This is a genomic window from Sphingomonas sanguinis, from assembly GCF_001476905.1.
In the GTDB taxonomy this organism is placed as follows: Bacteria; Pseudomonadota; Alphaproteobacteria; order Sphingomonadales; family Sphingomonadaceae; genus Sphingomonas; species Sphingomonas sanguinis_B.
This window is the reverse complement of sequence record NZ_LDTE01000037.1, coordinates 1-26386: the sequence shown is the minus strand read 5'-3', so window position 1 is coordinate 26386 and position 26386 is coordinate 1. Positions and strand designations below refer to the sequence as shown.

The 26386-nt window shown below is 65.0% G+C and carries 31 protein-coding genes and 1 tRNA gene; 3 read left to right on the top strand and 29 right to left on the bottom strand.

The genetic code is table 11. The annotated features are described in order from the left end of the window. The first annotated feature begins 128 nt into the window (after positions 1-128). A complete protein-coding gene (locus SB4_RS07060; RefSeq protein ID WP_153006116.1) occupies positions 129-2327 on the top strand; it encodes a hypothetical protein in 2199 nt (732 codons plus the stop codon). Between the two features lie 436 nt (positions 2328-2763). Here the strand turns inward: SB4_RS07060 and SB4_RS20590 are convergent, their stop codons facing one another. Then, positions 2764-3072 carry a RusA family crossover junction endodeoxyribonuclease gene (locus SB4_RS20590; protein ID WP_420893883.1) on the bottom strand — a complete coding sequence of 103 codons (309 nt, stop codon included), beginning with the start codon at positions 3070-3072 and terminating at the stop codon, positions 2764-2766. A 233-nt stretch (positions 3073-3305) separates the two neighbouring features. Here SB4_RS20590 and SB4_RS07045 point away from each other — a divergent pair, with 233 nt between their 5' ends. Next, the gene (locus SB4_RS07045) at positions 3306-4403 is read left to right on the top strand and encodes a tyrosine-type recombinase/integrase (RefSeq protein WP_193753755.1); all 1098 of its coding nucleotides are present in this window, start codon (positions 3306-3308) and stop codon (positions 4401-4403) included. 12 nt (positions 4404-4415) lie between these two features. Here the strand turns inward: SB4_RS07045 and SB4_RS19515 are convergent. The 13 genes from SB4_RS19515 to SB4_RS06995 form a co-directional block, all read right to left on the bottom strand. Further along, a tRNA-Tyr gene (locus SB4_RS19515) sits at positions 4416-4508 on the bottom strand. Positions 4509-4572: 64 nt separating this feature from the next. After that, positions 4573-4980, bottom strand: a complete 408-nt coding sequence (locus SB4_RS07040; protein WP_153006115.1) for a hypothetical protein — start codon at positions 4978-4980, stop codon at positions 4573-4575. A gap of 29 nt (positions 4981-5009) precedes the next feature. Continuing rightward, a complete protein-coding gene (locus SB4_RS07035; RefSeq protein WP_420893882.1) occupies positions 5010-5213 on the bottom strand; it encodes a hypothetical protein in 204 nt (67 codons plus the stop codon). Positions 5214-5286: 73 nt separating this feature from the next. Beyond that, positions 5287-6972, bottom strand: coding sequence for a hypothetical protein (locus SB4_RS07030; RefSeq protein WP_058752001.1), 1686 nt, complete (start codon positions 6970-6972; stop codon positions 5287-5289). After that, complete coding sequence (locus SB4_RS19510) at positions 6969-7430, bottom strand: hypothetical protein (protein ID WP_153006114.1); 462 nt, start codon at positions 7428-7430, stop codon at positions 6969-6971. Before SB4_RS19510 ends, SB4_RS07030 begins: the two co-directional genes overlap by 4 nt. Positions 7431-7528: 98 nt before the next feature. Further along, positions 7529-7762, bottom strand: a complete 234-nt coding sequence (locus SB4_RS07025) for a hypothetical protein (protein WP_058752000.1) — start codon at positions 7760-7762, stop codon at positions 7529-7531. A gap of 28 nt (positions 7763-7790) precedes the next feature. Beyond that, positions 7791-8186 carry a hypothetical protein gene (locus SB4_RS07020; RefSeq protein ID WP_058751999.1) on the bottom strand — a complete coding sequence of 132 codons (396 nt, stop codon included), beginning with the start codon at positions 8184-8186 and terminating at the stop codon, positions 7791-7793. Then, on the bottom strand, positions 8183-8668 hold the full coding sequence (locus SB4_RS07015; RefSeq protein WP_058751998.1) for a lysozyme: 486 nt from the start codon (positions 8666-8668) through the stop codon (positions 8183-8185). Before SB4_RS07015 ends, SB4_RS07020 begins: the two co-directional genes overlap by 4 nt. Next, a complete protein-coding gene (locus tag SB4_RS19505) occupies positions 8655-8900 on the bottom strand; it encodes a DUF7940 domain-containing protein (RefSeq protein ID WP_153006113.1) in 246 nt (81 codons plus the stop codon). The genes SB4_RS07015 and SB4_RS19505 overlap by 14 nt, the downstream gene beginning before the upstream one ends. A 49-nt stretch (positions 8901-8949) precedes the next feature. Next, positions 8950-9201 carry a hypothetical protein gene (locus SB4_RS07010; protein ID WP_058751997.1) on the bottom strand — a complete coding sequence of 84 codons (252 nt, stop codon included), beginning with the start codon at positions 9199-9201 and terminating at the stop codon, positions 8950-8952. After that, positions 9198-9443, bottom strand: coding sequence for a hypothetical protein (locus SB4_RS07005; protein WP_058751996.1), 246 nt, complete (start codon positions 9441-9443; stop codon positions 9198-9200). Before SB4_RS07005 ends, SB4_RS07010 begins: the two co-directional genes overlap by 4 nt. Continuing rightward, complete coding sequence (locus SB4_RS07000) at positions 9436-11067, bottom strand: hypothetical protein (RefSeq protein ID WP_058751995.1); 1632 nt, start codon at positions 11065-11067, stop codon at positions 9436-9438. Before SB4_RS07000 ends, SB4_RS07005 begins: the two co-directional genes overlap by 8 nt. A gap of 4 nt (positions 11068-11071) precedes the next feature. Then, the gene (locus SB4_RS06995) at positions 11072-15322 is read right to left on the bottom strand and encodes a coiled-coil domain-containing protein (protein ID WP_193753754.1); all 4251 of its coding nucleotides are present in this window, start codon (positions 15320-15322) and stop codon (positions 11072-11074) included. 196 nt (positions 15323-15518) lie between these two features. Between SB4_RS06995 and SB4_RS19500 the strand changes: the two genes are divergently transcribed. After that, the gene (locus SB4_RS19500) at positions 15519-15827 is read left to right on the top strand and encodes a hypothetical protein (RefSeq protein ID WP_153006112.1); all 309 of its coding nucleotides are present in this window, start codon (positions 15519-15521) and stop codon (positions 15825-15827) included. Here the strand turns inward: SB4_RS19500 and SB4_RS06990 are convergent. The 15 genes from SB4_RS06990 to SB4_RS06925 form a co-directional block, all read right to left on the bottom strand. After that, a complete protein-coding gene (locus tag SB4_RS06990) occupies positions 15824-16255 on the bottom strand; it encodes a DUF6950 family protein (RefSeq protein WP_058751993.1) in 432 nt (143 codons plus the stop codon). The two genes, SB4_RS19500 and SB4_RS06990, sit on opposite strands and share 4 nt — an antisense overlap. After that, positions 16252-16890, bottom strand: a complete 639-nt coding sequence (locus tag SB4_RS06985; RefSeq protein ID WP_058751992.1) for a hypothetical protein — start codon at positions 16888-16890, stop codon at positions 16252-16254. The genes SB4_RS06990 and SB4_RS06985 overlap by 4 nt, the downstream gene beginning before the upstream one ends. Next, positions 16887-17483 (bottom strand): hypothetical protein, encoded by a 597-nt coding sequence (locus SB4_RS06980; RefSeq protein WP_058751991.1) that lies wholly within the window; start codon positions 17481-17483, stop codon positions 16887-16889. The genes SB4_RS06985 and SB4_RS06980 overlap by 4 nt, the downstream gene beginning before the upstream one ends. Continuing rightward, positions 17480-20959: a phage tail tape measure protein gene (locus tag SB4_RS06975; protein WP_058751990.1), complete on the bottom strand. Its 3480-nt coding sequence runs from the start codon at positions 20957-20959 to the stop codon at positions 17480-17482. The genes SB4_RS06980 and SB4_RS06975 overlap by 4 nt, the downstream gene beginning before the upstream one ends. 13 nt (positions 20960-20972) lie before the next feature. Next, the gene (locus tag SB4_RS20330) at positions 20973-21131 is read right to left on the bottom strand and encodes a hypothetical protein (protein ID WP_241488517.1); all 159 of its coding nucleotides are present in this window, start codon (positions 21129-21131) and stop codon (positions 20973-20975) included. 152 nt (positions 21132-21283) lie between these two features. Next, positions 21284-21643, bottom strand: a complete 360-nt coding sequence (locus tag SB4_RS06965; protein ID WP_058751988.1) for a hypothetical protein — start codon at positions 21641-21643, stop codon at positions 21284-21286. 2 nt (positions 21644-21645) lie between these two features. After that, on the bottom strand, positions 21646-22074 hold the full coding sequence (locus SB4_RS06960; protein ID WP_058751987.1) for a phage tail tube protein: 429 nt from the start codon (positions 22072-22074) through the stop codon (positions 21646-21648). Between the two features lie 24 nt (positions 22075-22098). Next, positions 22099-22275, bottom strand: a complete 177-nt coding sequence (locus SB4_RS19950) for a hypothetical protein (RefSeq protein WP_193753753.1) — start codon at positions 22273-22275, stop codon at positions 22099-22101. Then, on the bottom strand, positions 22272-22685 hold the full coding sequence (gene gp17 / locus SB4_RS06955; RefSeq protein WP_058751986.1) for a tail completion protein gp17: 414 nt from the start codon (positions 22683-22685) through the stop codon (positions 22272-22274). Before gp17 ends, SB4_RS19950 begins: the two co-directional genes overlap by 4 nt. Positions 22686-22690: 5 nt before the next feature. After that, entirely contained in the window at positions 22691-23104 is a 414-nt protein-coding gene (locus tag SB4_RS06950) for an HK97-gp10 family putative phage morphogenesis protein (protein WP_058751985.1), read from the bottom strand. Next, positions 23101-23436 (bottom strand): head-tail adaptor protein, encoded by a 336-nt coding sequence (locus tag SB4_RS06945; RefSeq protein ID WP_058751984.1) that lies wholly within the window; start codon positions 23434-23436, stop codon positions 23101-23103. Before SB4_RS06945 ends, SB4_RS06950 begins: the two co-directional genes overlap by 4 nt. Further along, the gene (locus SB4_RS06940; protein ID WP_058751983.1) at positions 23436-23981 is read right to left on the bottom strand and encodes a head-tail connector protein; all 546 of its coding nucleotides are present in this window, start codon (positions 23979-23981) and stop codon (positions 23436-23438) included. The genes SB4_RS06945 and SB4_RS06940 overlap by 1 nt, the downstream gene beginning before the upstream one ends. A gap of 15 nt (positions 23982-23996) precedes the next feature. Beyond that, complete coding sequence (locus SB4_RS06935) at positions 23997-24650, bottom strand: hypothetical protein (protein ID WP_058751982.1); 654 nt, start codon at positions 24648-24650, stop codon at positions 23997-23999. 12 nt (positions 24651-24662) lie between these two features. Further along, a complete protein-coding gene (locus tag SB4_RS06930; protein WP_058751981.1) occupies positions 24663-25112 on the bottom strand; it encodes a hypothetical protein in 450 nt (149 codons plus the stop codon). 69 nt (positions 25113-25181) lie between these two features. Continuing rightward, the gene (locus SB4_RS06925; RefSeq protein WP_338112942.1) at positions 25182-26324 is read right to left on the bottom strand and encodes a phage major capsid protein; all 1143 of its coding nucleotides are present in this window, start codon (positions 26322-26324) and stop codon (positions 25182-25184) included. Positions 26325-26386 lie beyond the last annotated feature (62 nt).

Sequence of the window (26386 nt, the reverse complement as noted above, 5' to 3'; positions counted from 1 at the left end):
TAGTTTTTCGGCAGATGCAGCTCGATCGCCGCCCACGCTTCATCCGACAACCAGAATAGCGCCATGCCTCATTCCTCCTGATCCACACGCCAGTGAATCAGGAAAACTGTCACCACTCAAGATGCTGATTGGGTTTGGACCCTAGGCTTAGCGAAGAAACGGTCAAGCAAACCCTAGAAAAGTATGACCGCAAGAAGCTGATCGCGCATCTCGCCTCGGTTCGGCTCGACGGCGAGGCCGTCGATCGGCTGGTCGCGATCATGCGCGAAGGCGGCCTCCCGCTAATCAAGCATCCCAATCCGACCGCGCATACCAAGCGCGTGTCCTGCCTGGCCGCGGTAGAACACCATATCGAGTCGGCGCTTGGCACCGATGAAGCTGACAAGGTTCGCGACTTCATGGCGCTCGTCGAGCGGATTGAGCAGGGGTATCGTCAGATTCTCGCTGCTTCGGATGCGAGCGATGGCGCGAAGCTCGATCCCGCGGTGCGTGTCAGCGCGCTTCTCGAATCAGGCGCGCGCGAGTCCGGCGCGCATCAGGCTCGGCTGATGGAGGTTCTCGGCGAGGGCGGCGTGCTTGATGGCCATGGCCTGTCGTTGCCCGGCGCGCGGGAAGGCGAGCGTATCGATCCGGAAGTTCCCGTCGATTCCGCAGTTCAATCGGTCACTATGTCGCTCCTGATGCAGGGTTATCGTCAAAGATGGTTTGACGCCAATGGTGCGCTCGAGATACCGGCACCCGTTGCCGTGGGTGACGCCGAGATCGAGGCCGTTCATCCGATTCTTTACTACGCCCAATCCTGGCGATTCTGGGAGCACATCGAGGAAGATACTCGCTATTTCGGTGGCGATGTGGTCCGACTCGATGCAAATGCGATTCCCGAGGATTGGCGGGCGCAAGGCGTCGAAGAGGTCTGGCGCCACGACCCTGAGTGGCTCGAATGGAGCCGCATCGATTTCGCGGCCAATCAGCGCCTCGCCCAGCAACTCGGACAGAATTATTTCGAGGTGGTCCATAGCGGTGTCGCCGCGAAGGCGACCGGGATAGCTGGAAGCGCGGCGCTAGCTCCGACAGCGTTCATCACCGTCGAAGAAATGCACTCGCTTTGGGCATTGCGACAGGCGCTGAGCATCGAACCGACGCAGCATTGCGAGCGGTATTTCAACCTGACGCTGATCGAATGGCTGCGCGGCTATTCGGCGTTGCGCGCGCTTGCCGCCGACACCGATGCCGCGGGCGGGATTCAAGTGATGCCGCGCCGCGACCTTATCCGCACGCTCCAGCGGCTCGGCCTCGCTGGCCGTGCCGCCGAAACATTCATCGGCCATGCGTTGCTCTGCCGTTCGAGTCGCGATCTCTTCGATACGCCGCTCATTGCTGTCGAAGGCGAGCAAGTGCTGCTCTATGGTCCGTCGCTTGCCGCGATGATCCCAGCACAGGTCATGCTGTCCCGCCTGTCATCGCTCAAGCAGTCGTTCGAAATCCGGGGAAAGTCCTTTGAGAAGGCGATGCTGGGCTTGATGCTCGCTCAGGGTTTGAAAGCCGTCAGCGTCGAGGAGCGGCATGGTGGCGAAACATACGACTATGATTTGCTCATCCGCTGGGACCCCTATGTTTTCCTGTTCGAATGCAAGAGTCGGTCGCTTTCGGGCGGCAACAAGGTGCGCTCCTATCGCTTCCTGTGCGAGACGAACTCGCAGATCAGTCAGGTGAAACGACTCGTCGACGGGCTGGAGCGCTATCCCGACATTCTCGATCGCCATCTCGGCGACGGCGCGTCACAGTTGAAGCTCGTGCCCTGCGTGCTCAACGCGCTGCCCTTCGCGGCGGGCGAGATCGACGGCGTCTATTTCTGCGATGCGTCCGGCGTTGGGCGCTTGTTCGAGAGCGGTCAGTTCAACAACGTTCTCGCCAGCCGCGACCGTTCTACAATCAAGCTGCCGAGCTATCGTTTATGGGCGGGGGAGACGATCGCCCCCGAGGATCTGATGCGGCAACTGGAAGCTTCTCCCAGTGGCGGATGGCGCTCGCGGAAATGCGACGGCAGGTCTGTTTCGCCAACCTGGCTCCGGGCGTGCTCGCCTCGACCGACCGTATCGTGCGCCACCCACTCACCCATAACGAACGGGTCGCCGCGCTTCGCCAGGAGGGCGCAGCACAAGCGCAGGAGGGCGAGCCCGCTGATCCGTGATCTGGCACAAAGCGGGCCAAAACTTTTTTGTGACGAACGACGAACGACGAACGACGAACGACGAACGTTGAGCAGCGGGCTGAACGAACGTCAGCTTTCAGGATCAGCATCCGGCACTTGGAATGACCGATTATAGGGCGCTGAGCCGACCGGCCGGTTTGTGCTACCCGAATGGCGGGTTTCAGCGAAAGCCGACGTTCGGGTTCCCGCCGCGCCGTGCCGATCTGGAGGACATCGCGACGACGGCCATCAATCTGCTGAAGCAGCGTGATGCCGGCTATCCCAAGGCCGTCGAAGAGAAGAAGATGACGCAGGATGCCGCCGATCGCGGCCTGCGCATCATGGCCGGCGTTGCGAAGCTCTGGCGCCTGGTCATCGACGCCGCCCCGTTGCCAGACCCGTCCGACTGGTTGGGGTCGTTCGCCACCGGATGGGAAGAGATGCGCGAAGAGACGGCCGTCATCGCCCATCGTGCGCGCCAGATGGCCCGCAAGCGCCGAAATGGGCAGCATCGCCCTTCTCACGCAGCGCGTGAATCTCGGGCTGGACCCGCCAGTTATACGCCGGGACGCTTACAGAGCCCTCACGCTCACGCAGGCGCCAGGCTCTTCGCCATAGCGCTTGGTGGCGATCACGCGGACAATCTGGCAGTCGTCAGTAAAGACGACGCCGTTCATGCCGTCCGTGATCGCCTTCAGATAATTGTCGAGGTCGCCACCGCCACGGGGGCCGCCATCAGCCTGGATCTTGCCGTCAAGAGCCAGCGCACGATCGCGCTTGGGCCATGACTTCGGGATAGGCAGGCTGAAATGCGCTTCCAGCTCGACCGGGCCGCCATAAGCCGACAGATCGGCCATGGCGTCTTGCGCAGCTTTGCGCACGACGTTCTCGAACGTGCGGGTCTTTGCCGGGGTGTAGCTCTGACGCCCCGCTTGGTCGGGGAGGAACAGGCGGCATCGTATATCGGTCGTAGTCGGTCGGCTTTCCGCTCGCAAAGGCTGGCGGGACAAGTGCCTGCCCCTTCAGACCACAATGGCAAAATCCCCCTCTGGGATACGCGTATCCTGGATGCCTGGGTTGACGCGAAAAGCGGCCTAGGCGCATCCAACGATGGATGGGCAGACTTTTGATACCCGGCGTTGTCCAGAAGAAGGGGCAGACCTACCGCCGCTTCAAGGTGAAGGTGGATGGCAAGTGGAAGGACCACTATTTCAAGCTACCAGATCCGAGCAGCCCCGGTTTTGCTGAGGCCTTGGCGAAGGCGAATGGTGCCAGCACCGTCCGTAGCGATCCGGTCGCAGGCACATTCGCCGCGCTGGCGGTTGAGCATCGTAAGCGCTTGACGACCTCAAAGCTTGCAGACAGCACGCGGCGCAACAAGCTGTATTATGTGGCCCTGATCGAAGAGACGATTGGCGCGCGGCCGGTACGCTCCATGCGCCCGTTTCACTGCTACAAGCTGCGCGATCGGTATGCCGATAAGCCAGGCAAGGCCAACAATCTGATGGCCGTACTCAAGGCAATGCTGACGCAGGCCGTCGAATATGATTGGATAGCGACGAACCCCGCTGCGGGCATCCCTCTTTTAGCGATTGGCGAACATGAGCCTTGGCCAGCCGAGGTGCAGGAAGCCGCGCTGAATCATGCCGACCCGATGTTGCGTCTGGCGATCGTCACCGGCCTGTGCGGCGGTCAGCGCCTGAGCGACTGCATCCGCATGGCGCATAGCTGGCACGATGGCCGGATCATGCAAATCCATGGCCAGCAGAAGACCGACGTTGCGGTTGCGATCCCGATGCACCCGCTATGGACGGCAGCCATCGCCAGTATGCCCAAGAAGGCGACCACGCTGCTTTACGATCGCTCCGGCAAGCCGTTCAGCGGGCCAGATCGCATCCAAGAGCGGTTGCGTCGGATGATGCATAAGCTGGGCTACGTGGATGATGACCAGCAACTGCTCTACACCTTCCATGGCCTGCGCAAGAATGCGTGCTGCTATCTGCTCGAATTGGGTCTGAGCGATACGGAGGTGGGCGCGATCCTGGGCATGACGCCGGAAACCGTTAGACACTACGGCAAGCGAGCGCGTGTGTTGGTCATAGCGGAAGGCGCATTGGAGCGCGTGACGAGCGGTAAGATTTTGAGCTTTGGGGGAACTGACGGCGTTTCTTGTGGGAACCGTACTGTCACCAAAGGCACGCTAAGTACTTGATTTTGCACCAAATGGTGACCCCTACGGGAATCGAACCCGTGTTTCAGCCGTGGACGCGGAATATCGTTTATTATCAACGCCGTTTGCCCGGTTGCAACGAGGATCAGGCGCATTGAATATCAATGGGTTACGATGATGGGGGCAAACCATCTAACCGCTTGCCCGATCATTAGGACCGATTGGCATTACGCCGTTCGTTCATCGTTTCGCGAAGGAACTCGGCAAAGCGCGACCTCTCGTCATCAACGATGCAGCAATGCTTGGTGCGGAAACCATCGCGGGGCGCCTGCCGCGCTTCAGTGAGCGCCGTCCCGAAGGCGATCGTCTGTTTGATGCCCAAAGCGCGACAGATACCGGCAAAGTGGGCATGAAGGGTATTTCCGCGATGCGTCGCATCGCCGGTATGTTGAAGAACCGGACGCCGCAACTCCCGCCAAAAGCCGTAAAAGGACGCACGATTTCGACCGGCTATGGCGTAAAGCGTCGCCAGCACCATGCGGTCGGATATGCACGTCTCGATGGGACCCTGGGCTTTGCTCGACCGGGCCATCGCTTCGTCGAGCGCGACCAGCCCCATGAAGACGATCCGCGCGCGCTGGGACCGGTTCACGACACTGGCAGGGTCAGCTGTTCACCGACCTCTGCCAGACATGCCCGCGCCGCCAGCGCGCCGTCCACGGCCTGCCGATATTCGGTGGTGGCATATCGCTCCGCCTGTTCGAATGGAAGAAGGCTCCATTCCTCGGTCGGATAGCAAGCGTCATAGATGGCGCGCGCAGCGGCGCGCAACCGGGGGTCGTGCTGCATCATAGTGATATTCCAGCGATTCGTTGCGCTGGTCATGATGGAACAGATAAAGAACAAACGTCAACCGTGCGAAGCTTCATCGGGCGTTGAGGCTGGTCACTGCCGGTTTGGTGGCGATCACCAGAGCCGCCGCAGCCTGCTGCGCGCCTGATCCCGGATGGGTGCCGTCCGCGCTATTGGTCGTCGAAACGACCGATCCGACAGCATGCGCTTTCTTGATCGCGTAATAGGCCGGAGCCTTCAGCGTATAGGTCCCGTCGTTGTTATTGACGATCGAGGTCCCGACCTGCGGCCCAACTTCCATATTGGAGGTGCCGGGCTCAAAGACGAGATAATTACCGGTGACCGGGGAAACATTCGTCGTGATGCGGACACCGGTATTGCTGATGTCGTTGCCGACCACCAGCGCTGCTGCCAGCGTTCCGCCGCCGGCTGCCGCCATCGGTGTCAGCTTCCACTTCGGGATGCCAGTGCCGTCGTCCGGTGCCTGATAGGCCGCGCGCAGATCGACTACCAGCGCCAGCGGTGCCGGACGCGTCATGATCCAGTCGTTGACGGTCTGGAGGGGTTGCTGGCTATTCAGGCCGTTGCCGGTCTGGGCTTGCAGAGTGGTCCTGCCGGTCGTGCTATCGACCGTGCGCGGGCTGATCGTCGACTGGATGAGCGGCACACCCGGGAAGGTCTGTGCCAGGAACTGCCACCACGCCGTGGAGCGCGCCTGCATCGCGGCCGTGACCGACGCAACCGTATCCCTGCTGTCATAGCCCATCGCAGAGAAGTCGTTGCGCAGGCCCTGCGACCAGATCTCGGTGAAGGGCCACACCTGTCCGCCGTTCAGCGTATCCCGGATATAGGACAGGAGCTTGTAGCGGAGACCGAAACGACCGTCCGCCAGATCCATGAAGTCCGCCATCTGCGCGCCATGGTGGCCAAAGTTTCCGACGCCAAAGCGACCGGTCGGGCCGTCATCGTCGAGACCTCGCGTCACACCCCCGACCATGCCGCGCGCGCTGGCGAGCTGGGGCAAGTCGTCCTGCTGGGTGATGCTGTCACCGATCTCCAGCACCGACGGCTGGCGCGACCACGGCACCAACACCCCCACAGGCGAATAGCCGTTGGTGGTGTTGGCGGTCAGCCCGACACTGGCGATCGATCCACCCGACGCATAGCTGGCATTCGGAGCCGCGAGATGACGGCGCAACTCGCCAAGCTGCCCCATGCTGGTAAACCCGCGCGGACGCGCCGCGCCCATGGCCGTGCTGATCGAGGTGCGCAGGAACCCGCCCGGCCATGCCGTCGGCACCGCGTCGGTGATCGCGAAACCCCCGTCCGCCATCGTGACCGACCCCGCACCACCGAAGGTCAGCACGATTCTGCTTCCACCGCCATTTTGTGCGGTGAAGGCCACGACATAATCGAGCGTGTTGCTATTGCCCGGCTTCTGCTCGCGCGCCGTCCCGGCCGGACGATTGTTGGGATCGAGACCGAAATTCGTGAACACGACCCTCCAGCCCGCTGGTTGCGCCGGGAGGTACAGATCGGACAGCTCGGTCAGCCGGTTGGCGTCCGAAGCAGCCATTCGATAGAGGTCCGCCCCGGCCGTGCGAAAAGACGAGGCACCGAAGACCCAGGCCGGTTGCGCCGGGGTGCCCGCCGCGCTGCCACCGCCATAGACGGTCGGTGTCGTTCCAACGACCTGAGCAGCCGAGGGGCTGGCGAATAACCCGAGAAGCGCCGCGAGCGCGATCAGAAACCGGCTCACGACGGAATTCTCGCCAGCGTGACATTGCAACCGGTCGTGCCGGACAACGCAACATCGACGATCGTGTTCGTTCCGAGCGACAGAAGCGTTCCTCCAGCGCTGTCGGCAGAGGTCTTGGTGACTAAGGTTATCATCGTCGCACCGTCAGCCGCACGGTAGCGGAGGGCCACCGAACCGTAAGCGCCGCATCCTTGGTTAAACACATAGGTTCCACCATAGACCTTGGCGGCGGGAGCAGCGACATTCGCCGTGGCAAGCGTCACAGCCTCTTGCCGACCTGCCACGGGCAGAGGGTTAAGGATATCGATCGGTGTACCATCCTTGTCGAGGATGGACGACGCGCTGCCAGGAACCGTGTTGCCAGCCCAATCCTTTACAGGGGGCAATTTCGCCTGGGATGTCGCAGCGTTTGGCAGACAGGCAAGCGCCATCGCGCCCGCCACAAGACAGGATTTCATGGATGTTCCTTTGTACCTGGAGTAATATCGCGTGCGTCAGCCATGCGGGACTGATGCGGGCGCGCCGGGACGGCTTTCAAACGAGGATAGGGGCCGTTCTATCTACCGCCGGAGGGGTCTCTCGACCTCCCGCCTCGCACCTCGGGCTGACAGTCGGGAGCGACCGCTCCCGTCGCCAATATGGTCCGCACACATTCGCGCTCCTGCGCCACCGCCACCGCGCGCCGGTTGCCGCGTTCGACGGCCCCGATCGCCTCGACAAAGCGGGTGACGATTTCGAGGAAGACGGCCTGGTCGACGGTGATCCGCTTGCCGGACGGCGCGGCGGTCAACGGCTCCAGCCGCTCGGTCTTGGTCAGGTTACTGGGCAGGGGCGGCAGGATCGGCCGCTCGGTTCGCGCGGTCGGTCGCGGCGTTGAGGCGGTTCCGCACGCTGTCGACATCAGCGGCAGGCAGAGTGTCGCCAGCAGCAGCGGGCGCATCGGATATCGCATGGCGAAGCTCCTCTATCGTTTGACGAACATAGCGGTCTGTCAGGTCATCCGCGCGGGCCGCACGGGCGGCGATGGTCGCGGTGCTGGCGGCGGCCTGCCGTTCATCGGTGCGCGCTTCCGCGACCGTGGCGGCATGGTCCTTGGCACCCTTGGCGATGACGCGATCCGCGCCGGAGCGCGCGCCGGTCTGATAGAACCAGACCAGCACCCCCAGGACCGCGATCAGCGCCGCGCCGATCGCGAGCAGCCGAAGCCGGGTCACAGTCCGGTCAGGCAGAGCCGACGCTCATATTCGCGTCGGTTGACCAGCCCCTGCACCACCCGGCCGCCAGCCCGGTTCCACAGCCGAAACGCCTCGCAGCCGCCGCGCAGATCGCCCGCGTTGAAACGCCGCGCGGCCGTCGACCCGCAATAGCCGCCGCCACCCACGCGCCCGACACCGATATTGTAGGTCAGCAGAACCGCTGCGACCAATTGGTTGCCGGTCAGCGCGGGGGTGCATCGCCGCACCCCTTCCGCATGTTCGATCGCGCTGGCGCTATCCATCGCGTCGCACTGCGCATCGGTATAGACCCGGCCCATCTCGACGCCCTTGGTGGTCCCCCGACACGCCGTGACGATGCCGACGATATCGCGATAGGCGACGTTGCGCTTGCCTTCCCAGCTGGTCAGCCCCGCCATGGTCAGCGCCGCCAGCGCGGCCGATCCCAGCACCCCCGCCAGCGTCTTCTTACTGGCGGCCATCGCCCACCTCCTTCTGTCGCACGTTCCGCGCCACGAGGACCGCGATGGTCAGCACCAGCCCGATTTCCTTGGCATTGGGGATCATCGCCTGCACATCGGCGGGTAGCGCCTGCCAGATGGCCAGCGCCTGGTCCGGTGCGGCCAGCAGGAAGGCGAAGATCATGGCCCCCAACGCGGACACGCGCACGGACCACCAGCGCCACGATTGGCGCCAGTTCGGGATCAGTCTCATGATGGAAATCTCCAGTCGGAGGGGTTCGACGGCATCCGGCCGTCAGCGGTCAGGCTTGGTCGTACACGTCGCCGACGCCGCGCTCTCCGAGCATCAGCGCGTCATGCTCCAAGGCGGCATCGGCCGCCGCGACCAATTCGATGAGGGAGGGAGAGCAAGGGGGCGGCGGATAGGCCGTGCGCAGCATGACGCCGATCACCACCGGCCGAGCCGCCCGCCGCCCCGCGACCATTTTCTCGGCCGGGGCGGCACACATCATCAGCCAGCCGACCACGATCAGGATGACACCACCGTCGATCATGGCCGATGCTCCTTTTCGGGGACCAGCACCTCCAGCTTCGCTTCGATCCGCGCCGTGCGGGTATCGATGGAGCGGAGCAATTCGACCCGCTGCTCCAGCGCATCGAGGCGGCGGGTATTGTCCCGCAGCTGACTGATATAGCCCCCGCCCGCGATCAGCGCGCCAGCGAGGACCACGGCGAAGGACAGGGCCGGTATCCAGTCTTTCCAGACCGGGCCGGACTGCGGGGGCGGATCAGCCATGCTGCACGTCGATCCACGCGCGGCCGTCGCGGATCGCCCAGACCTTCCCGATGCGGGCCATGTATTGCGGCAGCGTTATGGCGCCGGCCTTCACCGCGATGGCCTTGATCCCGTCGCCGTCCTGCGCCGCGACGATGTAATCGCCCACCTCGAAATCGCCGGTCACATTGCAGGGCACCTGACCGCAGAAGGCGATGCGATCGACACAGACGCGCGCCGCTTCGAGCTGCGCTTCCCATGTCGGAAGATCGCGCGCATAGGCCGCCGTGGCAGCTACCCAGGCCGCGTGATCCGCCTCATAGGAGGCGCGGGCAGTCGGATAGGCGTCGGTCGCGGCCTGCCATTCGGCGAGCGCCACCGCGTAATCGCGCTCGGCGATGCCAAAGGCGAAGCGCGACTGAAGCCATGCCACATAGATCGGCCCTTCCCCGGTGGGCTCGGGTCCGGGCTCGACGGGTGCCACAGGGGCAGAGCCCGGCTTGATCGGAGCGACTGGCTCAGCGCCGGGCGCTTGAGGACGCGGGGGCAGATGGGCCGCCCATGTATCACCACCGACATACGAAGGATCGGTCGACTTCACCACGAAGCTGACCGCATCTGCCCAGGCGGTAGTCAGCTTTCCGTCGCGATCGACACCGCACACATCACCCTTGGCGATGATCCCGCAGCCCGCCGCCTTCACCATATACTCGGCATAGTCAGCGCCGGAGGCGTTGATAGTACCTCCGGCATTGATCGAGCGGCCGTTACCGGAATGTCGTCCCACCGACATGGCGGTCGACGCATTGCTCCACCCCTGAGTCGTGACCGAATTGAAGTAGATAAATTCCGAGCTGGCACCGCCGATCGACAGGACGGTAATGCCTTCGCCGACGGATTTGACGATCCGGTGATTTCCGCCAGACGCGACGCCGAAGAGAAAATTTCCCGCATTGTCGATCCGCGCCTGCTCCACGCCGGACGTGCCGAAGCGAAGGTCAGAGGCAGTGCCGGTCAGCGTTTGCGCTTCGATAAAGCTGTGATTGGTGTACACGTTCGCGGAAGAGCCGAAGCGGATGCGCATCGTCGCGGCACCGCCCAAAGCGCCCAAAATGTCGAGAGGGAAAACCAGCGACCCGGCGACGCCTCCCTGCTGACAGATGATGCCGCCGCCAGCGACAAGCGGCGCTAGCGAAGAATTGACCTCGCCGAACCGCATCCGCTCGACGCCGCCCGTGACAGCGCTCAGCAGGTTTTCGCCATACCGGGCGATGCCTGTGTCTTGATCGGCCGTGAAGCGTATGCCGGGGGCAGCCAGCGAGCCGCCTGGAAACATCCCCTGTCCGACGCCGTCGCGCACCGCCGCAAAGGTATTGAGCAAGGCGGCCGCTGCCAGCGCCAGATCGCGCGCAAAACTTTGCGTCGGCTGGATGGCATATGCCTGACCACCGCCCCCGGCACCTTGATAAGGCGTCGTCAACCGCAACTCGGTCGCGGACACGACCTGACCGACCTCATAAGTACGGCCATCCTGACCGATCCACGCATCGCCGATCGAGGTGCTGGCTACAAAATCCGTTCCTGCGCCGGTGACGACATTCGAGCCCGCCGCGACGGTGACAGAGCCTGCGCGATACCAAGACATGCTTTTACTCCTGCGAAATGATGGAGAGAGATTGAGTGATGCTGTCCGGCCCCGATGCGGTCCCCGTGAAGCTGGCTTGGGTGCGCTGGGTCAGGCGGAGGCGGTACAGATACCCCTCCAGCATCGTGCGCGTGTCCGTCCACGTCACGCTGCCCGACATGGCCTCTTCCAGCCGGCCGGGGTCCTGATCGGTAGCGGGATTGACGATGATGATGGGCTGACCAGTCTGGATCGTGCCGACCTGCGACCACGCGCCCGTGGCCGTCTGGTACTCGAGTGCCAGCGTGGCGGAGGGTGTGCCGGTCACGGCCCCGCCGCCGCCCGGCGACACGCGCCGAATGCGTCGGAAGGTGTAGGACGCGACGACAGTCTTTGACTTGCCGTCGCTAGTAAAAGGCCCCAGCTGGAATGACGCATCTGATGCGATGAGGGTGCTGGAGCCCTGATTGGTAAAAGGCCCCGCCTTGATCGCGGCGGCCGTGAAAATCACACCATCGGTGCCCTTCCACTCCAAGCCGTTGGCGCGGGTGCAATCCGCAATGGCCATGGTCGGGCCGTACCAAGACAGCAGGTCGCTGTTCCGGCCGAAACCGATTCCCTTAACCTCCATGAACTGGCCGTTATTCCAGATCACCCTGCCAGTGCCGAGCCGCAGGTCCGTGTTGATGAGGTTGAAGGACCCAGGTCCTGTTGCTCCGCCAATCACCTGAAAGCCGGACCAGTTGCCATTGACATCGATAGCCACCGAATACTGGCCCTCGATCTTACCCAGACGATTGATGACCGCCTCGAACGCCTGCTGGATACCGACATTTCCGATGCCGTCGAGCATGGCGCGCACCTGCTGGATCAGCGCGGCATTGGTGTTGTCCCGGTCATTCGTGACGCGCGCCAGATCGGCTATGGCTCCGGTGGCCCAGGGCAGGCCTGTCGACGGATCATTGACCTGCGCGCTCAACACCCGCCGCGCCTCGGCCTCAGCCGAGATGGCATCCGCCCGCGCCTTTTCCTCCCGCGCGATCCGCGCCACCGTCGCGACGATATCGGCCGCCTGCGCCGCGAACTGCGCGTCCAGTGCCTGCAACCGGGTGGTGGTCGACTGGTTGTTTTCGGCCACCACCTTGGTCAAGTCGAGCGCCGCCCCCTCCGCCCGCCCCATGCGCGCCAACAAGGCTTGCCGCGCCACCGCGCTGGCGGCTTCATTGGCGACCATCGTCGTGGTCAACTCGGTCTGGATCTGCACCAGCTGCGCTTGTCGCCGCTGGTCCGCCTGATCGCCCGCGATCAGCGCCCGCAAGCTCGCCTCATCGGCCGTGGCATCGCGCCGCGCGATCTGGCGGATGGTGGTCTGCGTTCCCGCAATCCCCCCGGCCGCGTTGATCAAGGCCTGATCGAGCCGCCCGATCGCGGCCGACTGTGCATCCGTCGTCACCCCCAGCGCCGCGATCGAGCGCGCGGCGGTTTCATCCCCCGTGATCCGCGCCGTCGTCTCCGCGATGGTAAGCGCCCGGACGGCCGCCACCTCGACCGCCAGCGCCAGGCGATAGGTCGCTTCGGTCAGCAACCCCGCATCCATCCGCGTGGTCAGTTCCTGACGCGCCTGCGCGACCTGCGCGATCTGGCGCTGATTGGCGTCATCGCCCGCCAGCAGCGCGCGCAACGCGCCTTCCGCCGCCTGGTCCGCGACGATGCGCGCCTGCCGAACAGAAACGGACAGCCCGACCGTATCGCCGATCGCCCCCAGCTGCTGCTCGACTTGGGTCAGCGTGGCCCCCAGCTGGTCGACCAGCGTCTGGGACGCCTTCGTCGCGACCAGCCCCGTCACCGCGTCCAAATCCTGTTCGACGGTCGACACCCGGCCGCCCACACGGGTAAGTTCGATGAGGTCGGCTTTCTGGCGGACCGCCGCGTTCAGGCCATCGATCGACTGCTCGGCAGAGGCCAGCCGGGCGATGATCGGTTCCAGCTGCGCCGCCTGCGCCGGGTCGAGCACCGCCAGCGCGATTTGCTCATTGACGTAATTGGTCGATGCCTTCGACTCGATCAGCGCCTTTTGCGCATCCAGCGTCAGTTCGACTTTGGAGGTCTTTTCCGCCAGCTGGTCGACAGCATAGATGCGAACCACACCCGTCACCGGATCGACCACGATTCCCGCATCGCGCAGCACCGTGCGCGTGCGGTCCGCCTCCGCCAACAACCGCAAGGTCGCTTCGCTCAAGCGCCCTGCATCGCGCGCCATCTGACGCTGCACCGCCTGCATGTCGATGCGCGCGTCGTCCAGCACCGCCAGTTCGGTCGAGTGACCGGTCTGGATTTCCTTGATCGCGGATAGGTCCGTCGTGATCGGCTCAATCTGGTCGAGTTGCGCTATCACCTCTTCGACAGGGCGATCACCGACCTTCGTGCCGGGCGGCGCACCAACGGTCGCGCCGTTCTCCGGCCGGTTCGGACCTGTGACGCCATCATAGTCGATCGTCGGTCCAGCGGTGACGACCGGGCCGATGATACGACGCCCACCGGTTACGCCATGGCGCTGGTATGAGATCGCGACCTCATAGGCCGTCCCGCTCCGCACGCTGGTGATCTCCGCACGGCTGGCACCGACCGACCAGACGCCCGCCGATGTCCAACCCGCATCGATCGACTGACCGGACACGAAAGGCCGGTATTCGATGACGACGGCATCGGCCGTGCTGGCATCGACCGAGCCGGTCACGATCAGCGCCGGAACCGTCTGCGCCTGGGAAATCAGGCTGGTCGCGGTGATCGCCCATGCGTCTTGCGCAGGCACCGGAACAAGCGGCGGCCCGCTCACACCCGGGGTCGTGGGCGGCGTCGCGGTTTGCCCCAGCGCGAAGGCATGTTTCGCGTTCGTCTCCGACCGGGCGGAGAGCGTCACGATGCCCGATGCGGCGCCAAGCGTCCGGTTGAGCAACAGGATCGGCTGGTTGTTCAACCCCAGCTCGGGCAGCTGCGCCGTCACGCAATCACCGGGCTTATAGCCCATCCAGTGCAGCTTGACGGGCAGGGTGATCGGCCCGAATTCCCGCGAATTTTCGATATCGTAGCGGACGGCCGTGCCGACCTGCTTGCTGTTCTGGATCAGCCAATAGTCGACCGCACGGCTGCGCTTTCCACGGTCCTCCGCGACGTGTTTCGCCACGCTGATCGGCGCGCCGGGCAGGTGCTGCCAGTTGTTCGCCTCCAGCCGGAAGCGCGGCGTGATCGTATTGATCCGGTCGCGGCGCGGCTGGGTTGCGGAAACGCTAGCAGGCCCCACGACATCGTCGATGGTGACCGTCGCCAGGCTGACCTTGGGGGCGTTGACGAAACAGCTGATCCGCGCACCCAGCGCCAGCGGCTCACCCATTCCGGCTTGCAGGATCTTCTTCATCGAATCCCACTTGCCATCGCCCGAATAGACCATGCCGCCGCAGGTCCAGCCGTTCGCCTTCGCGACGTTGGCGCCCTCGACAAAGGCCGCGACATCGATCGCCGCCCAGGGCGCGCCGATCCCCATGACCCGCTGATACGTGCTGTTCGGGTCGCGGACATCGCGCTGCCAGACGCCATGCGCCCATTTCAGGCCCAGCAGATAGGGGTCCTCGGTCCACTCCCACGTCGCCATTGCCGCGTCATAGGCGGCGGTATCCGCCGGATTGGCCATGCGGTGCGGACCATCCCCACCCGGATAGGTGCTGTCCCTGCGCGGGTCGTAGGCCAGGGTGCCGCGTACCGTCCACATCGGTGCGGGAACGCCGTTCTGGAACTGCTTCGCCTTGGTATCGAAGCGCAGCGTCCATGTGGCGGCGGCCTTACCCGACAATGCGTGTTGCGCCGTCCACCCCGGTGGCGCGCCAGCACCCGCACCGAAACCCAGCGCAGCGGAGGCGAGGGCACCGATCTGGGTCATCGACCACATGAAGCCCGCATAGGCCCCGATCGCCCCGCCAGTGCCGGTATAGGCCACCGGCACGCGGTCCACCGTCTGGCCTTCGACTGCGGCGATCGGGCCCAGCGACAGGACCGCGACGAAGGCCTGTCGATCATTGTCACCCGCGTCGCGCGTATCCCACCCGAAGCGCGCGACGATATCGCCCGCCGTGCCCGTTCGTCCGAGCGCAAGGGGTGCGCCCGCGTCTGGGTTGGCGGAGAAACTGGTTTGGGAGCCGGTCGCTTCGGCCGTAGGTTTCTTCGCGGTCAGACCTGCCGCGAGCGTAAGCGCCCCTGCGGCAGCCGACGCGACGCTGGCCACCGTCGCCACCGTCGCTAAGGTGGCCGCCGTTGCCGATCCTGCAACGATAGTTCCAAAAGCGCCAGCTGCCGCCGCAGCTCCAACACCTGACGCAACTAGGGCTACGGCACCCACGACAATCGCGGCCGTTTTGAGTACCTTGCTCATGAAGTGATTCCGTCAGGACCTGCAATGCAGGGGAGAAAAGATGTTCTGGATGGCACTGCTGGTCGCGACCGATGGCCAGATCGCGAAATTTGACGATCGGAAGCCTGAAGCGACCTACGTATCGGCGAAGCCGATGGAGGACGTGGAACGATGCCTTGTCCGGCAGTTAGCTCCGCCCAATGTCTATCGTCAGCCCGACAGACCCGATGATGTCATGATTGTCTGGTTGTCCGGCGGTCCCGCATCTGGGAATGCCGCCGCCCGCGTCGATCTGCGCAGGACGGGAAACTCAACCGCGATCCGATCGTGGTTGCCAGGGAAATTTTTGGAGCCGTGCGCACCGCGAACCGGGGGTTAGGCCAGTTCGACGCGCCACGCCGCCACATAATCCAGCGGCTGCAAAACTGCCGCGCCGACGACCTCCTCATGATAGCCGACGACACGCCCATTACCTAGCGCCACGACCAAGGCCCCGAGCTTGTCTTCGGCCGGCAACATCAGCACGTCCCCGACGATCGCCGCAGCGGGGGCAATGCGCTCCAGTCCCATCGCGTCGAGTGCCTCGGCAAGGCTCTCATATCCTCGGTTCTCCAGCGCCTTCAGCGCACTGCGGATTGTTCGGTAAGACCCCGACGCGGGCAGCCTCACCTCATGGCCCAGCCGGCGCAGATGCGAGGCGGTCATCCGAACACAGTCCGAGGTGCCCAGCCGCATCGGGCGCGTGCGCCATTGCTCCAGTGTGGCCTGCGCCGCATTCGTCCGGCGGATGAACGGATCGTCGCTCATGGCTGCACCTGCCCGCCATAGCTTCCCGCGCCGCCACTATAGGTCGACACAGCCCCCTGTACGCCGGGGACGCCCCAATAGACCGTCTCCGCGACGCCCGTGACGAAGTCCATGCCCGCCTCATTGGGGAAGATGCTGCGATGATGGCCCGCGCTCAGGCGGACGCTTTCATCGTCCTCGAACAGCCGCTCGAAGACCGAGACGATCTCGTAATCGAGCCGGCGCGCATGTTCCTCGGAATGAAGCGTGGGCACGTCCAGCTCGCCAAGAAAGACCAGATGCGGGTCCGGGATCGGCTGACCAGTCACCCGGTCGACGGCGCCAAGCCAGACCATGACCGGCGATCCCTGCATGGTCGGGGCCGCCAGATGCGCGGCTGCCGCATCGCCGGACGGAAGGAGGGTCAGCTGGAACGCGGGCGCACTGTCCCCGACGCCATCCGTCAGATCCTCGACCGAGGCGATCGTCCCGAACGTTTCGTCATGGCCGACAAAGGTCCGGTTTCCAAACGACAGCACGCCGGCACCGTCCAGCAGGTTGACGGCCTGGTCCGGCAGGTCGATCGCAACGGCCCCGAAGACCAGCGGCATATCGGCCTTCAGCGCGCCGTCGAGCGCGGGCGTCAGCAAGCTCATTTCATCTCCGTGATCATGAATGTCAGTCCGACGTCGAGCGCGACGTCGAGTTTCCAGCTTCGTGTATCGCCGTCGAGAATGCCCTCGATCATGGGCTTCGCGACCTCGACGACCTCGCCATCGGCCGGGTTGATTCTCATCATGGGCGCAAGCGGCAGGCGGAGTTGACCGGTGCCGCTGGCGGCGATCGTGTCCGCCGATTGATGCAGGTAACGGCGCCCGCCATGCACGATCGAGAAAAACTGGCCTTCCTTGACCGTGTAGCCCGGCGCCAGGCCGCGCAGGGACAGCAGCGACCCGGCCTGTCCCGCGCCGTTGATGACCGCGTTGCCGGGCAGGCCGGTCGAGAAGCCCGGTTGCGGCCATGGCAGGATCGCGCCCTCGCGTTGTGCGCGGATCAGCCGTGCGATCCACAGCATGCCGAGATCCGCATATTCCAGCGGGGGGAGGGTCACTTCGATCGCGAACCGGTCCCCCAGCCGGGTGAGCTTCTGGATCGCGCCCCCGAAGATCGGCCGCAGCGTGCCGCCATAATCGAGGTAGCTGGGAGTGGCATCGGTCGGCTCAGGAGAGAGGGGCAGGGCGATGCTCAACGGACGATCCTCCGCCGCTGCGCCGTCGCGGCGTTGCGCGCCGCCATCTCGCTCCCGCCGGCCGCCGCACGGACGCCCATGGCCTGCACCGACGGTTCCGCCGCACTGGCGGCACGGACATCAAACCATGGCGACGGCTCGATGATGAACCGCCCGCCACCCGCGTCATTGCCCGGCTTGCGAATGTCGACCATCTCCCCCCGCGTCGCGCGGAAGGCGACGAGGTTCTGGTCGATCCCGCCGCGCCCCCCGACCCGGAACGATCCCCCAGTCGCGAACCCGGGCAGGGAATTCATGTCGGGCAAGGGAACCGTACCTGCATCGCCCCAGCCGGAGATGTCGACCGGCGCGATCCGGGTGACGCTGCTGACCGATCCCAGAAGCTTGCCGATCGCCCCCAGCAGGCCACCCCCGCCATTGCTCTTGGCGCTCAACGAGGAGAACAGCTTGGCGATCAGGTTGGTCAGGCTGTTCAGCGCTTCTTCCATCCCCTTGGCGATGCGGTTCTTCCACCAGTCCTTCATCCAGTCGCCCAGGTTGCCGTCCATCGCCGCGCGCAGGCCACCGCGCAGCGTGTCGCGCCACACCCCGGTCTGACGCGCCTTGTCCTCCTCGGTCCATTCCAGCGCGGCCCGGCGCATGGCGGCATCGGGGCTGACGCCCTGTTCCTCCAGCTCGCGGGCGCGCTTGCGGACATCGATCTCGCGTTGCAGCTGGCGGATGCTCTGCTCGGTATCGCCGCGCAGCTGCGCCAACCGGACCGCCCGATCACGGGCATCGTCTTCCATCCAGCGTTGCCGGACCGCCAGGCGCGCGGCATCGACCTTCGCTTGATCGGCTTCCGCCAGCAGCGTGGCCTGTGCCAGATCGTGCGTCTGCTGATAGTAGAAGGCGATCCGCTTCTTCAGGTCCGCCTGTCGTTCCAGGCTGTCCTCCAACGCGCGGTTTCCGGTGATCCGCGCGACATCGATCGCGACCTCCGCCTGTTCGTCGCGGATCTCCTTGGCGACCGCCTGGGCACGGGCCTGCTGGATCAACGCCAGATCTCGCGCAGCCGCGATCTTGGCCTGGTCGTGGGTCAGGCCGGTGCGTTGATACGCCTCGACCTGCTTTTCCAGATCAAGCCGGTCCTGAATGCGCTGCTCGGTCTCGCGGTCACCGCGCAGGCGGGCGGCCTCCAGTTCGGCCTGAAGTTTCAACTCCTCCCGATTGGCGGCGTCATAGGTCGTATTGCGACCGCGCTTCTTTCGTTCCTTCTTCGGCTCTTCCAGATCGACCGTGCGCTTCGCTCCGGTCGGGGCAGCCGGAGCGGCGGGCGGGGCCGCAGGCTTGGGAGGCGCGGCCGTTTCCGACGCTCCGCCCAGCCCCAGGTTCTTCTTGATCTCGCCATAGCGGTCGGTGATCCACTTCACCGCTCCACCGATCCAGTCCATGACCGCCCCAAACTTGTCGACCAGCCAGCCCTTCACGCCCTCGTACACGGACTTGGCCGCCGCGACGACGGTCGGGAACGCCCCGGCGACATAGTCGACCATCGACTTTACGACACTGCCCAGCCAGGTGCCGATCGAGGCGAAGCCTTCCCCGATCCACGTCTTCGCAGCTTCATAGGCCGTCCGGAGCGGCAGCTCCATGTCGGGGACCATCGCGACCAGCGCATTGACGATCGCGTCACAGGCGTCGGTGACGATCGACAGCACCGCGTCCCACGCACCCGAGAAATCCCCGCGCAGCAGGGCGGTTACCGCATCCACGACATCCTTGACGATATCGACGAAGCCGGAGAGCAGCGAGGCCGCTGCGGAGAGGGTACGGACCAGCAGCTCTCCGAACACCGCCAACACGCCCGCCACGACGGTCCCGATCACATCGCGCAGACCGTCGAGCAGACTGATGACGACACCGAACGCGGTCGCGATCGGGCCGCTCGACAGGGTAGAGAAGATCGCTCCCACCTTGGCGAATATCTCCTCCAGCTTCGGGCCCAGCGTTTCGACGATCCGGTTCCAGATCGCGGTCAACACGGGCAGGATGCTGTCGCGGAGCATCGCGAAGGCCGCGACCGCGATGCCGACCGGCCCTAGGAAAGCCGCCAGACGCCCGCCGATAAATGCCAGCGCCCGCGCCAGTCCCATTTCCCCCAGGATGCTGATCAACGTCGAGATCGGCGCGATGATCAGACCGATCGCGCGGCCGATCAGCCCGAAACGCGACGCCGCGAAGTTGGCGAGCAGGACAGCCCCGACATGACCCAGCACAACCAGCACAGGGCCGATAGCAGCCGCCATCGCCGCGAAGGCCGCGCCGATCTTGATGATGAACGGCGGAGCCTTGGCGATCGTCTCCAGCACGGCCGCAAAGCCATTCTTGATGGCGGTCAGGGGCGCCAGCAGGCCGCCATCGGTACCGAACGCGATCTTGACCGACTCCCAGGCGTTGGCGACCCGGTTGCTGGCGGCCTCAGAGCCCTCCAGGCGCTTGGCGATCTTGGCACCGACATCACCCTTCTCGACGGTGTCCTGAAGCCTCTGGAACCCCTCGACGCCCTGGTTCATCAGGCCGATCGCGGTACGCGCCGCGTCCGCTCCGAAGATCTTGGCCAGCGCGTCGTTCTTGGTCGCGTCGGTCAGGTTGCCGAAGGCCTTGCGCAGGATCTGCGCCTGTTCACCCAGCGGCTTCATCCGCCCCTGCGCGTCGTAGAATTCGAGGCCCAGCTGCTTCATCGCGAACTTGGCATCATCGCTGTTGCCGCGCAGGCTCTGAATATACGTCTTGAACGACGTGCCCGCGTCCGAGCCGCTCGAAAACTGGGTGCTGGTCGCGGCAACGGCGGTCGCGAAATCCTTGAAGCTGACGCCGGCTTCCGCAGCGATACCGCCGCCTTGCGCGACCGCGAGCTGGAAATCCTCGAAACCGAACTTGCTCGCGTCCATCGCGCCAACGACGCGCCGCACGACGTCGGGAAGCTGCGCGGCCGTGATCTTGAACTGACCCATAACGTCCGTGACCAGCCCGGCCGCAGGCGCGACCTTGACCATTCCGGCTGCCGCGAGATCGAGGGTGGCCTTCAGGCCGCCACCAAGGATATCGGAAGTCGACAGGCCAGCCAGGCCAAGCTCCTCGATCCCCTCGGCCGCCTCGGTCGCGCCCTTGCCAACGGCCGGGCCCAAATCCCGCGCCTGCGTGGTCAGCGCCGCCAGCTGATCGCCGGTGACATTGTCGAGAGCCGCCTCCACGCGCTTCATCTGGCCTTCGAAGGCGCCCGCACCGCGATCGACGCTGCGGACCATCGCCGCGAACGGCACGGTGATCCCCAGCGTGATCCCGGTGCCCAGCATCTTCAGCCGCCGCTCGACCTCCTGAAACCGTTCGACCAGACGGCCCAGCACGCCCTCGACACCCCGCGCACCGGCATCGAAGTCGGACGTGTCCGCCCCGAATACGACGCGCGCCGCGCCGACGACTGCCATGTTCATCTGTGTCTCCGGTTCAGCAGGAAGCGACCCATGCCTCTGCCTGGGTCAGCATGGTGGTCCAGTCGCTGGGAGGCTTGGGGGCCTTGGGACGGGCGGTGGACTGCAGGAGGCTGGAAAGCTCGGGCATCTTCTGGATGCGCCCGAGCGCGGCGGTCATCCACGCCAGCGTCATGCGGTGGTCGTGTTCGAGGGTTGCGGCGCGGGCCGCCCCCTCGAACACACGCGCAATTTCGCGCGGGGTGAGTCGCCAGAATTGTTCGGGGTCCCGCCCGATCTCACACCATTCGGTGTGCAGCCGCCCCCAGTCCCAGGGGCGGCTGTCGTTTACCGAGGGTCCGCCGTGGCGCTACCGGCCGCCTCCGGGAAGGCGTTGGTCAGCGCCTGCATGACCAGCTGCGCGGACGGTTCCAGGCCGCCGACTTCGTCCATGATCTTGCCCGCCTCGACATCGGTCATGGCAGGATCGGCGTCGGTCAAACCGATGCGGAACAGCGTCCGGATCTGGCGCAAGGACGGCTTGTTGCCGATCACCTTGTCCAGCTGGTCGATGCTCTCAAGGTCGAAATGATCCTCGATCGCGCACAGCGCATTGGTCGAGAAGACGAAGGTGTAAGGCTTGCCGCCCACCTCGAAGCCGAGATGGCCGCGCTCAGCATTCGCACCGCTCTTGCGTGGCTTCCTCACCGTCAGGCCGCCGGGGTCAGAGTCGGCTTGCCCGAAACCTTAAAGGTCGCGCTGCCGGTCATCTTGTCTTCCATCGGCGTCGCGCGGCCATGCTTGGTGGCGAAACCGTTGAAATCAAGCTTTGCGCCATTCGGAAACTGGACGCGCCAAGCCTCGACAGACTTGGTCGCCAGATGCGCGGCGATGACCGCATCGTCAGCCAGGCCGGGGATTAGGTTGTAGGTCAGGCTCGCCTCGCCTGCGTCCGACAGGCCGGGCTTGAACTCACGGTAGCCGTCCGGGCTACCAAAATGGGTGAATTCCTTGCTGTCACGGGACAGCTCCGGGAGGTTGAGGTCGGTCACTTCCGCAAACGCCGTGAAGGCGTTGCCGACCACTTTGCCGAACACGGTCAGGAAACCGATATCGGTCGCCGCAGCAGTTGCAGCCATGTGTGCGTTCCTTTCTTGGTGGGGTTACTTGGCCGGGACGTCCGGCGCGGTCGGGGTGTTGACGCGCTGCGCGAGGCCCAGCCGGATCAACTCCTCCGCCCGGTCGTCTTCGCGCGTGATGGTCGTGCCGCCCTCGATCTCTGCTTTCTCCGGATCGGGCTCTTGCAGGTCGATGAAGTTCGCGGGGATGAAGATGTTCATGGATTCACTCCAAGGGGGGTCGACCAGACGAGCACGTCGACGGATTGACGAAAGACAGGACCCTGCGCGTCGCTGTCGTCGAGCGACCGATGCGACAGTACGAAGGTGCGCAGGCGAAAGCCCGACTGGTCCCCGCGCCAGGAGGTCAGCAGGCCGACACGCGGATCTGCGACGAGGCGACGGATGTCGCGCGCCGCCTTGAAGGTGCGGCCCCAGGCGTCGATCTGGACCCGCGCCCGGTCCCAGCCGTCCGGCCCGGCCATGTGCATCGTGGCGACGCCGGTGATGATGTTCAGCGTGACGGCAGGCAACGGCGCGCCTTGCGTCCGCACCCCCCAATCCACGCGACGCTCCACGATCGCGAACAGATCAGCCGCACCCAGCAGTCGAGCGCGCAGCGCCTCTTCCATGGTGGTCAGCCTTTCTTGGCGGCGTCGAGGATCGCGTCGATCCCGCCGCTGGCGATCCCGTCCACCGCGCGCTTCACCCCGCTGTCGAAGGCGGGTCGGATGAACGGGTGCGGCGGTTCACGGAGGTTGCCGAATTCTTCCTGAATGGCCTGGGGCAGGGGCCCCGGCCCGGCATAGATCTCGATCGGCGCGATCGGCTCGACGATCGCCGCCTGATGCGGTGACAGCTGCGTCGATACGGTGATGCTGCCAGCCATCTTGCCAGACCGGCGCCGCGCCAGCGACCGCATGTCATCCGCGATCGGCTCGACATTGTCCGCCATGATCGGGATCAGCGTCCGGCGCGTGAGGACCTTGCCCATCGCCCGCAGCTTGCGTGCAATCTCGTCGGTCCCGGTGATCTTTATCGTCGGCTTCATGGCCGCGCCACCGCCGTCACTTCGATCCCCACGCGCCGACCGCGCACTTCCTTCACGTTGACGATCTCATAGACGCGGTCATCCCGGTCCATCAGGCGGTCCTTGGCGGTCAGCGTTGCGGTGACGCTGTCCCAGCGCAGGAGAAAGCGGGCGGTGATGTCCTGCCCATTCTGCGCGGCCCGGATGCGCTCGCCATCGCTGATGTCGGACTTGCCGGCCCAGCGTTTGCCCAGCGGCGCGAACTCGCCGTCGACGGTGGCAAGTCCATCGTCATCGGGCGCCGCGCGCATCAGCGTGACGCGCCGATCCAGTTCCCGGCTATCGATACCCATCAGCCCATCACCGGGACGCGATCGAGATCCAGCAACATGCCGATCGCGGGCGGGAGCGCGTCCAGATTGCCGCCATCGTAGAGATGCTGGATCATCATCAGCGCGGACGTCGTCAGGTTCGGGGCCTCGTTGCGCACGTCGACATAGCCCGCTGTAAATTCGATCGTGACGGCACCGGGCCCGACAAGCGTCGCAGGCCACACCTGCGCAGGGCCGGGGACCAGCAAGTTATCCGACAGACGCCACAGACCGGCCGCATCGATCGCGGCACCGAACCCGTCGAGATAGGTCACCTTGTCGACGGTCGCCACAGGAGAGACCGGGAGGCGCAGCATCGCGGAAAACCCGTCCAGCCGAACCATCCAGCCCCGCCGCTGGAGCGACACCGCGACATGCTTCTCGATCCAGCGCAGCGCCGCTAGGCGATGGCTGTTCACGAGGGCCATATCATCGTCGCTGTCGCGGCGTAGCTGCTGCGCGACCAGCGCATCGGGCAGCACCGCGCCCGCATCGAGCGGGGCGGTCGCACGGATCGTGATGGCCATGGACCGCCCCTTCGCTTACTTCGCGGCCTTGCCGCTTTTGGCGCCTGCGCCATCATCGGTGGACTGTTCGGAGACCGGCTTGGTCGCCTCCGCCAGCGCCGCCTCCAATTCCACGATGCGACCATTGGCGGTGGCCAGCGCAGCTTCGGTCGTTGCCTTGTCTGCAACGGCGGCGCGGGCAGCCGCCTGGGCATTGCCCAGGTCGTTCTGCACCAACTTCAGGTCGTCCTGCGCCGTCTGCAGTTCGCCACGAACCTGCTCCAGCTCCTTCGCCAGGTCGTCGCCTTCGGCATTGGCCTTGGCCAGTTCGAAAATCAGCCGTTCCAGTTCGCCTTCGGCAGCGGCGGTCTGCTGATCGCCGCCTGCCAGCAGGATCTTGCCGGGCCCGCTGGTCGCGCGTTGCGGCGCGTCCAGACCCAGCGACAATTCCCCCGCACGTCCCCCCAGCGCGAAGCGGTTATCACCCGGCGTGACGACTTCCGTTGTGGGCTTGCCGACGACGATCGGGCGATTTTCCTCATCGACGAGGCCGTTCTCGGTCACATAACCGGCAAGGCCAAGGCGAACGAAATACAGTTCGCTATCCTCGCTGCGATCGACCCGCTGACCCACCTCGAAAGACTCCGGCGGGATCGCCTTCGTCGTATAGTCCTGAAGGAACTCGATCATCGTAACGCCTCCTTAGCGGACCGTCTGCGCGACGGTGCTGGTCTGGTTGGCACCGGCCGCGCCGTAGCGAGGATCGAAGCCGAGAAGCAGGGCGGACAGGAAGCTTGCCGCACCGCCCACGGTGACCGACAGACGGACGAACTTGAAGCCGCCATTCTTGTCGAGATCGTCGGGACGGATGTTGATCAGCGCCTGCTTGCTGTCACCGGTCGCCTTCACGATCTGGGTAATCGACGATCCGGGGACTGCCTTGGCATCGGCACCGGTGTTGACGGTCGCCTGCTCGAACTTGGCGTCGACCGTCGCGCCCGCGCCAAGAACACCGACCGAGATGATGGCGAGAAGCGAGAAGAAGGTTCGGGCATCGACCCAAGGCGTCGTGATCGTGCCGGGGCCCGCCTGAGCGGGATCGATGACCGCCGCGATACCCGCGCGGTCGGAGGGGTTCAGGTTGCTGAACATGTGATGGTCCTTATGCTCCGGCCGTCAGGGGACGACCGGCCCGCGCGTCGCGCGGGTCCGGGGCTGGGCTCAGGCGCGCTCGGCGAGCGCGACGAAGTGGGACTTGGTGGTGTTGCCGTTGGCGGGCGTCACCGGCTTCGACAGAACCGGCTGACCGCCGATCCGGAACACCCAGCGGAACGCCCGGATGTTGTAGTCGAAATAGAGGTGGATCGAGTCCGCGAAGCTGACGCCGTTCTGCTTGCGGAACGCCTCATATCCGTTCGGGTTGACGAACTGGATGTCACCCGACTGACCGATCGAGCGCGAATGCTCGTTGAAGATGACCGGCCGCCCCAGCAGCGTACCGCCCGGTGCCGCCTGATAGTTGGGATACCACAGCGGCACGCCCGCATCGGTGCGGATTTCCATCAGCGACGGCAGGACGTCGCTGTTCATCAGCCAGCTCGCCTGCGTCGGCATGATCATGCGCGCGAACATCTTGGCGAGGTTCTGGCGCACGATGGTGGCGGCACCCTGACCGACTTCCTTCTGGACGAGGATCGTCGCTGCCGAGTTGAGCCAGCCAAGCGGCTTCTCGACGCCGTCACCATACATGAAGGCATCCGCCGCCTTCCAGCGGATGGCGGCTGCCGCATGATTGGTCAGCAGGGTCGAGACGCGCGGCGCGTCTTCCAGCAGTTCCTCGGTCGCCAGGACGAACGCATAGAGCTCACCAAGCTTGGTTTCGCGCGGCGTCAGGTCGAACCGGGTGGGCTGCATCTGCTCGCCTTCCGAGCGCCAGGCCGCCCGGATGCCGCTCGAACCCCAAGGCGTCGTCTCGTCACCCAGGCCGATCACGCGGTTGGACGCGGTCGGATCAGGCGAGATCAGGTCCATGATCGGGTCGTTGCCATCGTCGAAGACGAGGTTCACGATGTTCTGGCGGAACTCGGCAGGTACCAGATAGCTGCCGGTCGTATCGCCGCCTTCCATGTGAACATTGCTCGGCGCCGCGAGCCGATCGTCCACACGGTAATTCTGACCGGCTGCCGGGTTCGCAAAGCGAACGGCAGATGCGAATTCCGCCAGATTGTTGAAACCGCCATTGTCCAGCCGCACAAGCGGCTGGGCGGGAACCGAGCCGGCGGGCGGGCCGGTCGAGGGCGGGGGAGAGGCGGGGTCCGCACCGATTGCGCTGGCGGCTGCCATCGCCGCTTCTGGGCGGTGAATCTGGGCGGTCCGGCGCGCCAGCTTGTCCGTATCTTCCTTTTACCCCCCCTCTTTTCCCATCC

Excerpts from the sequence above, each read along its gene's own strand:
- SB4_RS07045 (WP_193753755.1), top strand. The coding sequence starts at position 3,306 with ATGGGCAGACTTTTGATACCCGGCGTTGTCCAGAAGAAGGGGCAGACC.
- SB4_RS07040 (WP_153006115.1), bottom strand. The coding sequence starts at position 4,980 with ATGGGGCTGGTCGCGCTCGACGAAGCGATGGCCCGGTCGAGCAAAGCC.
- SB4_RS07035 (WP_420893882.1), bottom strand. The coding sequence starts at position 5,213 with ATGATGCAGCACGACCCCCGGTTGCGCGCCGCTGCGCGCGCCATCTAT.
- SB4_RS19510 (WP_153006114.1), bottom strand. The coding sequence starts at position 7,430 with ATGAAATCCTGTCTTGTGGCGGGCGCGATGGCGCTTGCCTGTCTGCCA.
- SB4_RS07015 (WP_058751998.1), bottom strand. The coding sequence starts at position 8,668 with ATGGCCGCCAGTAAGAAGACGCTGGCGGGGGTGCTGGGATCGGCCGCG.
- SB4_RS19505 (WP_153006113.1), bottom strand. The coding sequence starts at position 8,900 with ATGAGACTGATCCCGAACTGGCGCCAATCGTGGCGCTGGTGGTCCGTG.
- SB4_RS07010 (WP_058751997.1), bottom strand. The coding sequence starts at position 9,201 with ATGATCGACGGTGGTGTCATCCTGATCGTGGTCGGCTGGCTGATGATG.
- SB4_RS07005 (WP_058751996.1), bottom strand. The coding sequence starts at position 9,443 with ATGGCTGATCCGCCCCCGCAGTCCGGCCCGGTCTGGAAAGACTGGATA.
- SB4_RS07000 (WP_058751995.1), bottom strand. The coding sequence starts at position 11,067 with ATGTCTTGGTATCGCGCAGGCTCTGTCACCGTCGCGGCGGGCTCGAAT.
- SB4_RS19500 (WP_153006112.1), top strand. The coding sequence starts at position 15,519 with ATGGCACTGCTGGTCGCGACCGATGGCCAGATCGCGAAATTTGACGAT.
- SB4_RS06990 (WP_058751993.1), bottom strand. The coding sequence starts at position 16,255 with ATGAGCGACGATCCGTTCATCCGCCGGACGAATGCGGCGCAGGCCACA.
- SB4_RS06985 (WP_058751992.1), bottom strand. The coding sequence starts at position 16,890 with ATGAGCTTGCTGACGCCCGCGCTCGACGGCGCGCTGAAGGCCGATATG.
- SB4_RS06975 (WP_058751990.1), bottom strand. The coding sequence starts at position 20,959 with ATGAACATGGCAGTCGTCGGCGCGGCGCGCGTCGTATTCGGGGCGGAC.
- SB4_RS20330 (WP_241488517.1), bottom strand. The coding sequence starts at position 21,131 with ATGACGCTGGCGTGGATGACCGCCGCGCTCGGGCGCATCCAGAAGATG.
- SB4_RS06960 (WP_058751987.1), bottom strand. The coding sequence starts at position 22,074 with ATGGCTGCAACTGCTGCGGCGACCGATATCGGTTTCCTGACCGTGTTC.
- SB4_RS19950 (WP_193753753.1), bottom strand. The coding sequence starts at position 22,275 with ATGAACATCTTCATCCCCGCGAACTTCATCGACCTGCAAGAGCCCGAT.
- gp17 (WP_058751986.1), bottom strand. The coding sequence starts at position 22,685 with ATGGAAGAGGCGCTGCGCGCTCGACTGCTGGGTGCGGCTGATCTGTTC.
- SB4_RS06950 (WP_058751985.1), bottom strand. The coding sequence starts at position 23,104 with ATGAAGCCGACGATAAAGATCACCGGGACCGACGAGATTGCACGCAAG.
- SB4_RS06945 (WP_058751984.1), bottom strand. The coding sequence starts at position 23,436 with ATGGGTATCGATAGCCGGGAACTGGATCGGCGCGTCACGCTGATGCGC.
- SB4_RS06940 (WP_058751983.1), bottom strand. The coding sequence starts at position 23,981 with ATGGCCATCACGATCCGTGCGACCGCCCCGCTCGATGCGGGCGCGGTG.
- SB4_RS06935 (WP_058751982.1), bottom strand. The coding sequence starts at position 24,650 with ATGATCGAGTTCCTTCAGGACTATACGACGAAGGCGATCCCGCCGGAG.
- SB4_RS06930 (WP_058751981.1), bottom strand. The coding sequence starts at position 25,112 with ATGTTCAGCAACCTGAACCCCTCCGACCGCGCGGGTATCGCGGCGGTC.